Genomic DNA, 12,651 nt, shown 5'->3' with positions numbered 1-12,651 from the left:
ATCACGATATCGGCCTGCCGCACCCATGGCAGCAGGCGCAGTGCCGCCAAGGGTTTGTTCCAACCGCGCATGTTCAGGCGTACGACGTCCAAACCGGAAGGGTCGAGCGGCTCGAACCATGGGCGTTTGAAGAGCGTCACTAAGCGTACAGGGTAATCCCGCCCTTGCAGTTGCCGCGCCAGGCGCAAGTTCATCGGCTGTGCGCCGCCCGGCCCGAGGTCGGAAATAATGAACAACAGGCGCGGTTTCATTTTCGTGCCACCACGATGAGATTCGGATCAAATTGAGTTGGCGACAGGAAATCCACTAGCAGATACACGGCTTTGTGAAGCATGTGGTTCAGATGCCAACGGCCGTGGTTCAGTAGCCGGAAAACCGCGCGATGCGGCTCAGACCAACTCCAAAAGAGACGCGGCGCCTGCGACTCAAATTCGATTTTTTGAAGATCAAATCCCGCCGCTTCCATAACCTGCAGCAAAGAAAACTCCGAAAAATGCGTAATGTGGGTAAAATCGATCGCCATATGAAAAGGTGCAATCAAACACCCCATATTGGGCACCCGAACACTGAGCCGCCCGCCTGGCGCTAGCAGCCGATAAAATCCGCGTAGCACCTCAATCGTATCCTCGCGCGGCAGGTGTTCGAGCACATCGTGAAAAAATATGACGTCGAACGATCCCTCTGGCATCTGTTTGAGCCACTCACGGATGTCAGCTTGAATCAGCTGCGCTTGAGGTACGTGCGCTCTGGCTTCGGCGAGCAACTGGTCAGAGAGGTCCACGCCGGTCAGATTTTCAAAGCCGACGCGCGCCAGCGTCAGGAGAAGATGCCCTTGGGCGCAACCTGCGTCCAAAATCCGCGCGTTTTTGGGAATCTCATCGATCCAGGGCGGCAGGCGATCGCGTTTCAAGCGTTCCAAATCATCGGGAACACGATCGACACGTCTACCGCCCCGCTCTTCACCAGTTTTATAGTGACGGGCATAATTCTGAAAAAGGTCATACGAAGGATCGCGCTTAGGCTCGGTCATACCATCGCCTCGTTTTGATGATTACCATTGAAACCAGGGTCATGGCGACCTCAGCCACATAGGTCGCCGCGGCCGCACCCTGCCAACCCCAGAGGGGAATCCACCATGCATTGAGCGCCAGATTCATGAGCGCGCCGACGAACAATGCCACCATTCCTTGCTGCTGAAAACCACTCGTGGCCAGCGCCTGGTGGAGCAGGGTACGGGGAAGGCTCACGAGCGGCAACCACGCAAGCCACTGCACCACCGCGACCGCCTCTTCGTACTCTGCACCGAGTAGCCACGGCACCAGAGGCGCTGCAAGCGTAAGTCCTATCCCGGCAGCGAGCGCGTAACCCGCAATCGGAAGGGCGATGGCGCGCACTGCTTTGAGTGCCTCGGCCAGGCCTTGCGCGCCAGCGCGAAAGTGGCGCGGGGCGGCGGCACCCAGGAGCGCTTGTATCGGCAGCGTCACCAGATCGACCAAGCGGTGGCCAGCGGAATAGACCCCGGCGGCTTGCAGTGTGGCCAGCGCAGCAAGCAGGAATTTGTCTGCGTCGAGGTAGAGTTTGTGGGCGCTCCCCCAGACGGCGAAAGGGGCACCTTCGCGCAGGTACGTGCGCACTGCCTCATGCCCGGGTGCTGCTGGAGAACTTAAGTCGCGATGTAGGCGGTGCGAGGCATACCAGACCGCGACAAGGGTTGCCAGCAGGTAGAGCATCGCCCAACTGGGCAGAAGATCGGTTGAAGCAGGAGCGAATTGCGCTAAAGCGACGAGCAAGATCGCTGCGACGAGCCGCGCCACCACAGGCACCAGCAAGAGGCGAGACGCACGGCCGATGCGCTCGACACCCTGATAGGCGCTCGCAAACGTTTGCACGAGGGGAAATAGCGCGAGTTCACTGAGCCCCACGAGAGCGATCACCGACCAGGTGATTTCACCGAGCAACCAACTTGCGACCAAAAAATAGGCAATGCCAACAGGAACGAGGCTGATCGCGTAGACCACAAGCGCTGCGCCCAAACTTTTGCGGTAGCTACTGCCGTCGCGCGCGACGTCGCGCATCAAAAGCACGTGGCTGCCCAGACCGACGAATACCCCACAAGCGCCTGCCAAGGCGAGTGTCGCCGAAAACGCGCCATAACCCTGGCTCCCCAAAAGCTGGGCGGTGATCAGGAACACAAGCGCCTGTGCGCCCGAGCGCAGCCCCAGGCCCGCCGTCAGGATCGCCGTATGTCGTGCCAAGCGGCCGGGGCGGTAGTTTCTCCATGACGCGGGGATCATTACCTCATCCCCGCAACGCCTGCCACACCGCGTCGCCAAAGTGGGGCCAGGCAAAGCGTGCGGCAAAAGCGGTGAGAGCTTCTTCACTCGGGGGATTGATCAGCATGTCGAGCACCGCTTGGGCAAACCCCGCCGCGTCGCCAGGCGCAACGAGCCGCCCCGAGAGACCGTCGGCCACGGCGTCCACCACGCCGCCGGTGGCATAGGCGACGGTGGGTAGCCCGTGAGCGGCTGCTTCCACCGCCACCATGCCGAAACCTTCGGGGTCGCCGGGAAGGTCTCTGACGGGAAAGACGTGCACATCAGCGGCGAAAAAGGCTGCAGACAGGTCGCTGCCGAATCGGGGCCCCAGCCAGCGGACGTGGTTGCCGACGTTTGCCTGCTCAGCCGCGCGCAGAATCGTCTCCGGCGGTTCGGCGGTGGCGGCCAAGGCGCCCCGCGGCACGTCACCCACGACAAGGAGGCACACATCCGGTCGCACCCGCACGATTTGCGGCAACACCTCAGCGACGAACGGCGCGACGCCCTTGCGGGTGGTTAGCCGCCCCACGGTCAGCAAAACGGGCCGTTCCTCCAGGCCGTGTTGTTCGCGAAACGCCATGCGCAAGCGCGCCCGCTCTTCGGATGCCGCCGTAGGGAGCTCGACGCCGGGATGGACGATGGCGATCCGCTCCGCTGCGACGCCGACCTCCTGCGCAAGGTTCGCTGTCGCGCGGCTGTTGGCGATCACCCGATCGAGGCGGCGAATCGCCGGGAGCCAGAGCGCCCGGTAGAGGGGGTGGCGCACGGCAAGGTCGAGGCCGTGGACGTAAGCGGCGGCTTTCGCGTGGGCAGCTTTCGCCGCAGTGAGTGCCATCGGGGCGGTGAGGCCGCTACCTGCCAGTACCCAGTCGAAAGAGCCTGCGCGTACTTCCTGCAGCGCAGCGGCAGATGCGGCGAACAAAAATCGCGCCAAAGGGTGCCCGGCCACTTCACGCACTGTGACGCCAGCCGGTGCATGCGCAGTGGCACCCGCCGGCGCGATCAGGCGCACCCGGCCACGCGCGGCGAGCTCCCGGGTCAAGTGGTAGTTGAGCCGCTCCATTCCGCCCCAGAGGGGGGGGAAGTTACGGGTAATGAGCAGAACGTTACCGGCCATCGCCCCACGTGCGAAAAGAGGTCGCGCGATTCGGATTGCCTCATCATACCACCCGAAGCGTTTCCGTGCGATACTCTCTGGGGCTCACTTTATCGGGATCGGGAGCTATCGTGATGGCCACTGCCGTGCTGCATGAAGCACACGCAACACGCGCACCATGTCGTTAGTCACGTCATAGACCAGAATGTAATTCTTGTGGACCACCAGCTCGCGAGTGCCCGCTTCGCGCCCAGGTTTCCCCATCTCTGGATGATCGACCAGCAACCCAGCCCTCTCTTCGAACAACGCATCGAGAGCTAACGCCGCGACCGGGTTGTCGGCCTCGATGTAATCATAGATTTCGTTGCGGTCTTGTATCGCCTCTGGTGTCCAAAAGAGCTGCATCATTCGGCAGGATTTTCAAGCCGACGGCGCGTTGCTGCACGCTTCTCGGCAAACATGGCCTCAACCTCTGCCGATGGAATGAGGTTTCCAGCATTTGCTGAGTCAAGCCCGATTTGCACTTGGCGGCGAAACCATGCGTCATGCTCAGCGGCCTTGTGTTGCTGCTGAACGAAATCACGCATGAAATCACGCAAGAGCTGTGCGGCATTGCGGTTGCAGTTCTTGGCTGCGGTGGAGAACTCAGATTTCAAAGCCTTATCGACCCGGAAAGTAAAGGTTGTTTCGTTCATGGTGCCCACCCCTCAGGACATGGTAGTTCATGGCTCGCGATCCCAGACAACTTCGATTGCCTCATCATACCACCCGAAGCGGTTCCGTGCGATACTCGCTTGAGCTTACTTCAGCAGCGAGATCACGATGAATCTCATCGGTAAGCGGATCGCGGTGATTGGTCTCGGGTACGTGGGGCTCCCCCTTGCGGTGGAGTTCGGGAAGAAGTTTCCGGTGGTCGGGTTCGATGTCAACCCCAAGCGGGTAGCGGAGCTTGCGAGTGGTTGGGATCGCACGCGAGAGGTGGAGCCTGAGGAGTTACGCGCTGCAACCCATTTGACGGTGACCTCCGATTCTGGCGTGCTCAAGTGTTGCGATCTCTTTATCGTCACGGTGCCGACACCCGTCGACGCCGTCAATCGCCCCGACCTCGGCCCCCTAATCGCTGCAAGCGAAACGGTTGGTCGGGCACTGAAGCCAGGGGGAGTGGTGGTTTATGAATCGACCGTCTATCCCGGGGCGACAGAGGAGGTCTGCGTACCGGTGCTGGAGCGGGTGAGTGGCCTTTGCTTCAACCGTGACTTTTTTGTCGGTTACAGCCCCGAGCGGATCAACCCAGGCGACAAGAGCCGTCGGTTGCCGAACATCAAGAAGGTGACGAGCGGTTCGACTCCGGAGGTGGCTCGGGCGATCGACGCCCTCTACGCGCAGATCATCACCGCGGGGACGCACTTAGCGAGTTCGATTAAGGTTGCTGAAGCAGCCAAGGTGATCGAAAATACCCAGCGCGACCTCAACATCGCGTTGGTCAATGAGCTTGCGATCCTCTTCAACCGCTTGGGGATTGACACCCTCGAGGTTCTGGAGGCGGCGGGGACGAAGTGGAATTTTCTGCCGTTTCGTCCAGGGCTCGTGGGGGGGCATTGCATCGGCGTCGATCCCTACTACCTCACCCACAAGGCGCAAGAGATCGGTTACCACCCCGAGGTGATCCTCGCTGGGCGGCGGATCAACGACCGAATGGGGGAGTATGTCGCAAACGAGGTGGTTCGGTTGATGCTGAAGAGGCGGATCAATCCGGTGGGGGCGCGGGTGCTGGTGTTGGGGCTCACCTTCAAGGAAAATTGCCCCGATATTCGCAACAGCAAAGTGGTCGATCTGATCCAAACGCTGCACGAGCTCGGGCTCGCGGTCGAGATCTACGATCCGTTGGTCGCTCCCGAGGAGGCGATGGCCGAGTATTGCCTGACGCTCACCACCGATCCCCCAGCGGCGAGTTTCGATGCTGTGGTTCTCGCTGTGGCGCACGAGGCTTTCCTCCGGATGGGCGCGGAGGCGATTCGCGCTTGGCTCAAAGTGGGTGGCGTTTTGTATGACGTCAAAAGCGTGTTGCCGAAGGATCGGGTCGATGGGCGGTTATGAGGTAGGCCACCACCACGCCATTGACAACGCCAAAGAGCGTTGCGGTGGTGAGAAAGATCGGGAGCAGCCACCAGAGGCCGTCGTGGGGGATGAGCCAGAGGCGGGCAAATATGAGCTGCCCGGCGATGTGGGCCCACGCCATCAGGAGCGATGCAGTGACGGGCCCAAAGAGACGGCGGGGGAGATGGAGCGCGACGGCGAGCGCCGCAAGGCTTGCGACTGCCCCCGCGAGCGCCAGGAAAAAGCCTGGGGCGAAGAGTTGCCCGAGCGCGATACTCGCCGCGAAAACGCGCAAGAGACTCACCCACGCCGCGGCGTTCCAGCCGTGGTGCCACGCCACCCACAGGACGACGATGTTCGCGAGCCCCGGTTTGACGCCGGGAATCGGGAGCGGGATCGCCGCTTCAGCAACGGCGAGCGCGATTGCTGCGGCGCTCCAGCGGGCGATACGGTGGTCTTCGGGCGTTGCGGGGAGGAACGCTTCGTTGCCGTTCGGCGCGTGCGTGGTCACGGCAAGAGCCCCCACTTGCGCATCCGGTAGCGGAGTTGGCTGAGGGTCAATCCCAACTGCTGCGCGGCTCTAGACTGATTCCCGCCGCACGCGGCGAGCGCCGCTTGGATCGTCTCCGGGGTGAGGGGGGCGTTCGTCGTGAGAGCGGCGGCTGGAGGCTCCCCAGCAGCGGGTTGACGGTCGGGGGCGGGAGAGGGGATAGGCGAGGGAGAGGCAGCCTGTTGTGCTCCTGGCTGCACAGTGCGGTGGCAGCGGGCAAGGAGCTGCGGGGTGATTGCTCCATCGGCGAGCGCCAACGCGCGGGCAAGCAGGTTCTCGAGCTCCCGGACATTCCCCGGCCACGGCTGCGCGACAAGCCACGCTTCGGCCTCTGCGGTAAGGGGCGCGACAGGGAGGCGGTCCCGTTCGGCGATGCGGGCGATGAGGTGGTGGGCGAGGAGCGGAATATCCTCGCGGTGCGCCGTGAGCGGTGGAAGCTCAATCACCAGCACCGCAAGCCGGTAGTAGAGGTCTTCGCGAAAGCGGCCTGCGGCAACCGCAGCGGCGAGGTCGACGTGGGTTGCGGCGCAGATGCGCACGTCGATCGGCGTCTCCGCTGTTGCTCCAAGCGGCCGCACGGTGCGCTCTTGCAGGACCCGGAGGAGCTTGGGTTGCAGCGCGAGCGGCAGTTCCGCAATCTCGTCCAGGAGGAGCGTCCCCCCTTCGGCGGCGGCTATGAGCCCCGGGCGGTCGCGGTGCGCGCCGGTGTAGGCCCCTTTGTGGACGCCGAAGAGTTCGGCTTCGATCAGCTCCGCCGGGATCGCGCCGCAATTGACGGCGACGAACGGCCCCTGGCTTCTCGGGGAGAGGCGGTGCAGCAGCCGCGCGGTGAGCTCTTTGCCCGAGCCCGACGGGCCTTGGATGAGGACCGGCGCCAGGCTCTTCGCGAAGCGCGCGATCTCTTCACGCACCGTGGCGATCGCTGGGCTTTGGCCGATGAGCTCCGCCATGCCGTCCTGCGGAGTAGGGTGAGGCTGTGAAGGGGTGATCGCGGCCAAGAGCTTCGCGAGCCGCTCGCGCTGAATCGGTTTGGTGATGAAGTCGACCGCCCCGAGTTTGGTTGCGCGCACCGCGGTGTCGATGTCACCATACGCGGTGATCACCGCGACGGGGATTTCTGGGCGCGTTTTGGCCAAGGTTTCGACGATGTCGATGCCGTTGCCGTCGGGGAGGCGCAGGTCGGTGAGGATGAGATCAAACGGTTCCCTCTGCGCCAGGGTCACCCCTTCGCGCGAGCATGCGGCGCCTACCGCCTCCCACCCGAGGCGCTCAAGCATCCGTTCGAGGGTGAGGCGCAGGTCGGCTTCGTCGTCGATGATGAGCGCGCGCATGGGCGCTATTGTGCCCGATTTTGTGTCGTTGTGCTTCGTGCGATAATGGAAAAGTCGTGGTGCAAGGAGAATGGAGATGACGGAGCAGGTGGGGTTCATCGGGCTGGGGTTGATGGGGCGGCCGATGGCGCTCAATCTCGTCAAGGCGGGGTTCGAGGTCCATGTCTGGGCGCGGCGGCGGGAGTCGATGGAGCCCCTTCTGGCCGCCGGGGCGCGGGCGGCAGCTTCGCCCGCAGCGTTGGCCGAGGCGGTGCCGGTGACGATTTCGATGGTCGCCGACGCGCCGGATGTCGCCGAGGTGACGCTCGGACCCGAGGGGGTGGCGCAAGGGGCGCGGGCGGGGCATATCCACGTCGACATGAGTACGATCGCTCCGGGTGCGGCGCAAAGCATCGCCGCGCAGTTGGCTGAGCGCAGAGTGCGCTTTCTCGACGCGCCGGTCTCGGGCGGCGAAGTGGGGGCGATCGAGGGGACGCTCACGATCATGGTGGGGGGCGATGAGGCGGCCTTTGCCACCGTGTTGCCCTTCTTCCAGGCGATGGGCAAGAAAGTGACCCTGGTGGGCGGGAGCGGCGCAGGGCAGGTGGCGAAGGCGTGTAACCAGGTGCTCACCGGTGTCACAGTGGTGGCGGTGGCGGAAGCGTTGAATCTTGCGCGAGCGGCTGGGGTCGATCCGGCGCGGGTGCGTGAAGCGCTCCTTGGGGGCTCCGCCTATTCGCGGGTGTTGGAGAACCACGGCGCGCGGATGCTCGCGCGCAATTTCCAACCCGGTTTCAAGGCGTGGATGCACCAGAAGGATATGCGGATCGTGCTCGAAGAGGCGCACCGCTTGAAGGTGCCGGCGTTCACCTCGGCGGTTGCCGCGCAGCTCTTCAACGCGCTCGTCGGGAGCGGGCAAGGGGAGGCCGATTCGATCGCGGTGCTGCGGCTCTTAGAAGCGATGAGTGGCGCAGATGCGCACGAGTGATCTTCGCGGCAGATTGCTTCCTCAAGGGGGCGTGCCGCGGAGCAAGCTCCCGGAGGTGGGGACGACGATCTTCACGGTGATGAGTGCGCTCGCCGAGGAGCACGGGGCGATCAACCTCTCGCAGGGGTTTCCCGATTTCGACCCCGACCCCATGCTGGTTGAGCGCGTTGCCCACTGGATGCGCGCGGGGAAGAACCAGTATCCGCCGATGGCCGGGGTGTTGGCGTTGCGCGAGGCGATCGCGCGCAAGATCGAACGCTCGCTCGACCTCGTCGTCGATCCGTTGGAGGAGGTCACGGTGACCGCCGGCGCCACTCAGGCGCTCTTCTCCGCGATTCACGCGCTCGTCCACCCCGGAGACGAGGTGATCCTTTTCGAACCAGCCTACGACAGTTACGCGCCGGCGGTTCGCCTGGCGGGCGGGGTGGTGCGCTTTGTTCCCCTGGTGCCGCCTTCTTTCGAACCCGACTGGGAGGTATTCGACCGCCAGTTTTCGACGAAGACGCGGTTGGTGGTGGTCAATACTCCCCACAACCCGACGGGGAGCGTCTGGCGGCGCGAGACGTGGGCGGCGCTGGCGGCGCGCATCGCTGCGAGTGACTGCTGGGTGCTCTCCGACGAGGTCTATGAGCATATCGTCTTCAACGGGGTGAGCCACGAAAGCGTCTTGACGCAGCCGGAGCTCGCCGGTCGGGCGCTCGCGGTCTTCAGTTTCGGTAAGACCTTTCACATCACCGGCTGGAAGATCGGTTACGTCGTCGGCAACGGGGCGCTGATGAGGGAGTTTCGCCGCGTCCACCAGTTCGACGTCTTCACGGTGAGCCATGCCGAGCAGTGGGCGTTGGCCGACTACCTGAGCGAGCCCCGCCACTACGAGACGCTCGCCCCCTTTTACCAGGCGAAACGCGACCGGCTCCGCAGGTGGCTGATGGAGGCGGGTTTTGACCTTCTGCCCTCGGCGGGGACCTACTTCCAGTTGGCGTCGCACCCTGCTTACCGTGAGCTTTCCGATACCACCTTCGTGCGCTGGCTCACCGAAGCGGTGGGAGTGGCGGCGATCCCGGTGTCGGTCTTTTACCACGATCGACGTGACGACCACCTGATCCGCTTCTGTTTTGCCAAGCGCGACGAGACGCTCGACGAGGCAGGTCGCCGCCTGGTGGCGGTCTGTGGCCGGGGGAACAAGGCGGAGAGGGGGCGATGAAGTATCTTCTGCTGTTGGCGGTGGTCCTGGGGGTGGTCTGGTGGTTGCGCCGTGCGCTTCCTGATGAGCGGGAAAGGGGCGAAAGAACGGCTCAGCGCCGGCCGTGGTGGAGCCGGCGACCACCCGCGCGTGAGGAGCCGCAGGCCTCTACTCGCTCCGCGGTACGCGAAGAGGCGCTCGTCGCTTGCGCCCACTGCGGGGTGCTGCTGCCGAAAAGCGACGCAGTCGAGGGGGAGGGACGCTTCTACTGCTGCGATGAACACCGCCGACTCGGACCGCGCTGAACCGACCCCAACCGGCGGGGTGGTTGCGCGCGCGGGTGACGCGCTCCGTTTGGTGGTTGCTGGGCTCCTCTTGGTGGGGGGGCCGGGAATGGGGCTCGGGCAGGAGGCGCCGAGGCTCTTTTTCGTTTCGGCGCTCGGTTACCTCACCGGGGCGGTCTTTTTGGCGGTGGTGCCGGGCCGCTTGCGGGCGTTTGCCCCCTACCGGAGTGTCGCGGTGGCGCTCCTGGACGCTGCCGCTTTTCTCCTTTTTCTTGCAACGAGTGGCGGTTTTGCCTCGGGTTTGCCGACGCTCCTCTTTGTGCTGGTCTTTGCGTCAGCGCTGGAAGCCGAGCCGCGTCTCGCCCTCTTTCACGCGGCGCTCGCGGCGCTCGTGCTCCTCGGCGAAAACCTGTGGCGCTTTTGGCGAACCACCCTTGCCGTCGACCCCTTTTTCGTCGGCGCGGCGGGTGCGGGGCTCTTTGTTGCGGCGTGGCTGGCGTACCACTTGGGGGCGCGATTGCGTCGTGCAGAGCGCGCGCAAGAGGCGCAGCAGGCGCTGATCGCGTGGCAGCGGACGGTGAACGACCGGATCGTCCAGGAGCTTGCCGACGGGGTGTTGTGGATCGACAGCGACGGGGTGGTGCGTTACGCTTCGCCCCGGGTCGTCGCCTGGTTGGGGGAGGATCCGAGCGGTCAGCCGCTCTCCGCAGTGATCGACGAGCCGATCGCCCCAGGCGAAGAGCGGTGGTGGCGCCACGGGGGGGTTCTGTGGCGGCTGAAAGGGGGGATGCGTGACCGCGACGGGGTGTGGCTTCTCTTCCTCACCGATTTCGCTGCGGTTCAGCGGACGTTTCGTCAGGAACAGCTCGCGGCGCTGGGGCTTTTGATTTCGGGGGTTGCCCATGAGGTGCGTAACCCCCTGGCTGGGGTAGTGCAGGCGTTGGACCTGCTGCGGGACGCCGTGAGCGAAGCAGAGCGTGCCGAGCTGATCGCGGTGGCGTTACGCAACGCCGCGCGCATCACCCATCTGATCGACGACGTGCTGCTTTTTGGACGCCTGCATCCGCCGCAGCCGCGCGCGGTGGCTCTGAAGCGCTGGCTTGAGGCGTGGGCGGAAGAGCTTCCCCTGTCGGAGCGGAAGCGCTTGGCGGTCGGTGGAAGCGCCGCGGCGACCGCGTGGGTGGACCCCGAGCATCTCCGCACGGTGGTGGAGAATCTCGTCCGCAACGCGCTCGCCTTTGCTTCGCTTGCAGAAGGGGCGGTGGAGGTGCGTGTGGGAGAGGAGGGTGAGCAGGTGACGGTGGAGGTCGCCGACGATGGCCCGGGGGTGGCGGAGGGGGTGGTCGCACGCCTTTTCGAGCCCTTCGTCTCGGAGCGGCCAAACGGCACTGGCCTTGGGCTCTACCTCGTCCACGAACTGGTGCGGGCGAACGGCGGCGAGGTCCACTACCGCCGCAGCAACCGCGGCGGCGCGTCGTTCATTGTCCAGCTGCCGGCGGCGTCGGCGGTTGCAGCGTCGTGAGCGGAGGGGTAGCGGCGCGCGGCCAGAGGAGCCACCAGGCGGCGTCGGCTTGCGTGCGCCCCGCGTCAATCCCTGCCTGACGGCCGCTTCCCCAGTAGAAGTCGCCGCGCAGCGGCCCTTTGATCGCCCCGCCGGTATCGAGCACCACGACGAAGCGCGCAAGGGGCTGCGGCGCGCGCGCAGCAGAGAGCCAGAGCGGTGCGCCCAACGGGAGGTAACGGGGGTCGACCGCGACGCTGCGTTGCGCAACGAGGGGAACGCCCAAGGTGCCTACTGGCCCATCGGCGGGGTCGGTCGCAGCGGGAAGTTCGCGAAAGAAGACGTAGCTTGGGTTCTCGGCCAGGAGCGCGTCGCGGGCGTCGGGGTGGCGGTCGAGCCACGCGCGGATCGCGTCGAGCGAAACGCCCCCCGGGGGGAGCTCCCCTTTTTCGATCAACACGCGGCCGATCGAGCGGTAGGGGTGGCCGTTGTGGTCGGCATAGCCAACGCGCGCCTCACCCCCTTCGGCAAGGCGCAGCCGCCCGGAGCCTTGGACGTGGAGGAAGAAGAGGTCGACGGGGTCTTGGGCCCAGAAGAGGACCGGCGCGGGGAACTGCGCGCCGCGTGCGGTAATCTCGCCGCGGCTAGCATAGGGGACGAGGCGGTTGCCCTCCACCCGCCCCTTGAGGCGGAGGTGGCGGGTTTCTGGGGCGACCGCTTCCAGCGCTACGGTGACAAGGTCGGGCGGTGGGGCGTGGATTGGGTAGGGATAGTCGGGGCGGGGCGAGCGGCTCGCGGCGATCACCGGTTCGAAGTAGCCGGTCAAAAGCCCCGTGCGTTGCAGCACACCGTCGCGACGGGCAGTGAGTTGCCAAGGGGTGAGGTGGGTCTTGAGCCACGCGCGCAACACCTCGGGTTTCGGGGAGGTGGGAAGCTCGGCGCAGAGGGGTAGCCATTCGGGGTAGCGGCTCTGTAACGTGGGGCAGGAGCGGGTGAGCGCCGTGAGCGCCCCGTCTAAGGGGTCGGTGGCGACACCTGGCAGGTCGGACCACGCGACGGGAGTGGCGACGAGCTCGGCAGAAGGTTCGCGCACCTCGGGTTGGGGGAGGGGCGCGTGCGCGCTCTCGGGGAGCATGAGGCACGGCTCATGAACGACGGTTTGGCAGCCGACAAGGAGCGTGACAACGGCGAGCATGGCGACGAAAGTCGTGGTCTTCAGCGAGCGGATGTCAGAGAGGTGTGGCATGGCTCCTTCCCTGAGGGAGGGGAACGCGCAGTATAAACGAAACACGGCCGTCGCCTCCTCTTCGGTACAATGGCGAACCCA

At 64.9% G+C, this 12,651-nt stretch carries 14 protein-coding genes; 5 read left to right on the top strand and 9 right to left on the bottom strand.

The genetic code is table 11. The annotated features are described in order from the left end of the window. The 6 genes from ACYQ6T_RS03660 to ACYQ6T_RS03635 all read right to left on the bottom strand — a co-directional run. On the bottom strand, positions 1–251 hold a 251-nt coding region (locus ACYQ6T_RS03660), incomplete at its 3' end, for a glycosyltransferase (protein ID WP_459827762.1). Continuing rightward, a complete protein-coding gene (locus tag ACYQ6T_RS03655; protein WP_459827759.1) occupies positions 248–1,030 on the bottom strand; it encodes a class I SAM-dependent methyltransferase in 783 nt (260 codons plus the stop codon). The genes ACYQ6T_RS03655 and ACYQ6T_RS03660, both read right to left, overlap by 4 nt. Then, positions 1,017–2,255, bottom strand: coding sequence for an oligosaccharide flippase family protein (locus tag ACYQ6T_RS03650; protein ID WP_459827756.1), 1,239 nt, complete (start codon positions 2,253–2,255; stop codon positions 1,017–1,019). The genes ACYQ6T_RS03655 and ACYQ6T_RS03650 overlap by 14 nt, the downstream gene beginning before the upstream one ends. 43 nt (positions 2,256–2,298) lie before the next feature. Then, complete coding sequence (locus ACYQ6T_RS03645; RefSeq protein WP_459827753.1) at positions 2,299–3,432, bottom strand: glycosyltransferase family 4 protein; 1,134 nt, start codon at positions 3,430–3,432, stop codon at positions 2,299–2,301. Between the two features lie 105 nt (positions 3,433–3,537). After that, positions 3,538–3,816 (bottom strand): type II toxin-antitoxin system RelE/ParE family toxin, encoded by a 279-nt coding sequence (locus ACYQ6T_RS03640; protein ID WP_459827769.1) that lies wholly within the window; start codon positions 3,814–3,816, stop codon positions 3,538–3,540. Next, on the bottom strand, positions 3,816–4,106 hold the full coding sequence (locus tag ACYQ6T_RS03635) for a hypothetical protein (protein ID WP_459827750.1): 291 nt from the start codon (positions 4,104–4,106) through the stop codon (positions 3,816–3,818). Before ACYQ6T_RS03635 ends, ACYQ6T_RS03640 begins: the two co-directional genes overlap by 1 nt. Before the next feature lie 127 nt (positions 4,107–4,233). Between ACYQ6T_RS03635 and tviB the strand changes: the two genes are divergently transcribed. Then, the gene (gene tviB, locus ACYQ6T_RS03630) at positions 4,234–5,508 is read left to right on the top strand and encodes a Vi polysaccharide biosynthesis UDP-N-acetylglucosamine C-6 dehydrogenase TviB (RefSeq protein ID WP_459827747.1); all 1,275 of its coding nucleotides are present in this window, start codon (positions 4,234–4,236) and stop codon (positions 5,506–5,508) included. On the opposite strand, the gene ACYQ6T_RS03625 is transcribed toward tviB, so the two are convergent. Then, positions 5,465–6,019 carry a Gx transporter family protein gene (locus tag ACYQ6T_RS03625; RefSeq protein ID WP_459827745.1) on the bottom strand — a complete coding sequence of 185 codons (555 nt, stop codon included), beginning with the start codon at positions 6,017–6,019 and terminating at the stop codon, positions 5,465–5,467. The genes tviB and ACYQ6T_RS03625 overlap by 44 nt on opposite strands. Then, positions 6,016–7,389, bottom strand: a complete 1,374-nt coding sequence (locus ACYQ6T_RS03620; RefSeq protein WP_459827742.1) for a sigma-54-dependent transcriptional regulator — start codon at positions 7,387–7,389, stop codon at positions 6,016–6,018. The genes ACYQ6T_RS03625 and ACYQ6T_RS03620 overlap by 4 nt, the downstream gene beginning before the upstream one ends. 76 nt (positions 7,390–7,465) lie before the next feature. Here ACYQ6T_RS03620 and ACYQ6T_RS03615 point away from each other — a divergent pair, with 76 nt between their 5' ends. The 4 genes from ACYQ6T_RS03615 to ACYQ6T_RS03600 are packed head-to-tail and all read left to right on the top strand — an operon-like array spanning position 7,466 to position 11,345. Further along, positions 7,466–8,356 (top strand): NAD(P)-dependent oxidoreductase, encoded by an 891-nt coding sequence (locus ACYQ6T_RS03615; RefSeq protein ID WP_459827739.1) that lies wholly within the window; start codon positions 7,466–7,468, stop codon positions 8,354–8,356. Continuing rightward, on the top strand, positions 8,343–9,560 hold the full coding sequence (locus tag ACYQ6T_RS03610; protein ID WP_459827736.1) for a methionine aminotransferase: 1,218 nt from the start codon (positions 8,343–8,345) through the stop codon (positions 9,558–9,560). Before ACYQ6T_RS03615 ends, ACYQ6T_RS03610 begins: the two co-directional genes overlap by 14 nt. After that, complete coding sequence (locus ACYQ6T_RS03605; protein ID WP_459827734.1) at positions 9,557–9,844, top strand: PP0621 family protein; 288 nt, start codon at positions 9,557–9,559, stop codon at positions 9,842–9,844. Before ACYQ6T_RS03610 ends, ACYQ6T_RS03605 begins: the two co-directional genes overlap by 4 nt. Continuing rightward, complete coding sequence (locus ACYQ6T_RS03600; RefSeq protein ID WP_459827731.1) at positions 9,816–11,345, top strand: sensor histidine kinase; 1,530 nt, start codon at positions 9,816–9,818, stop codon at positions 11,343–11,345. Before ACYQ6T_RS03605 ends, ACYQ6T_RS03600 begins: the two co-directional genes overlap by 29 nt. Here ACYQ6T_RS03600 and mltA read toward each other — a convergent pair. Next, positions 11,302–12,570, bottom strand: a complete 1,269-nt coding sequence (mltA, locus tag ACYQ6T_RS03595) for a murein transglycosylase A (protein WP_459827728.1) — start codon at positions 12,568–12,570, stop codon at positions 11,302–11,304. The two genes, ACYQ6T_RS03600 and mltA, sit on opposite strands and share 44 nt — an antisense overlap. Positions 12,571–12,651: the final 81 nt, after the last annotated feature.

Source organism: Hydrogenophilus islandicus (assembly GCF_054657095.1).
This window is presented reverse-complemented; position numbering and strand designations above follow the sequence as displayed.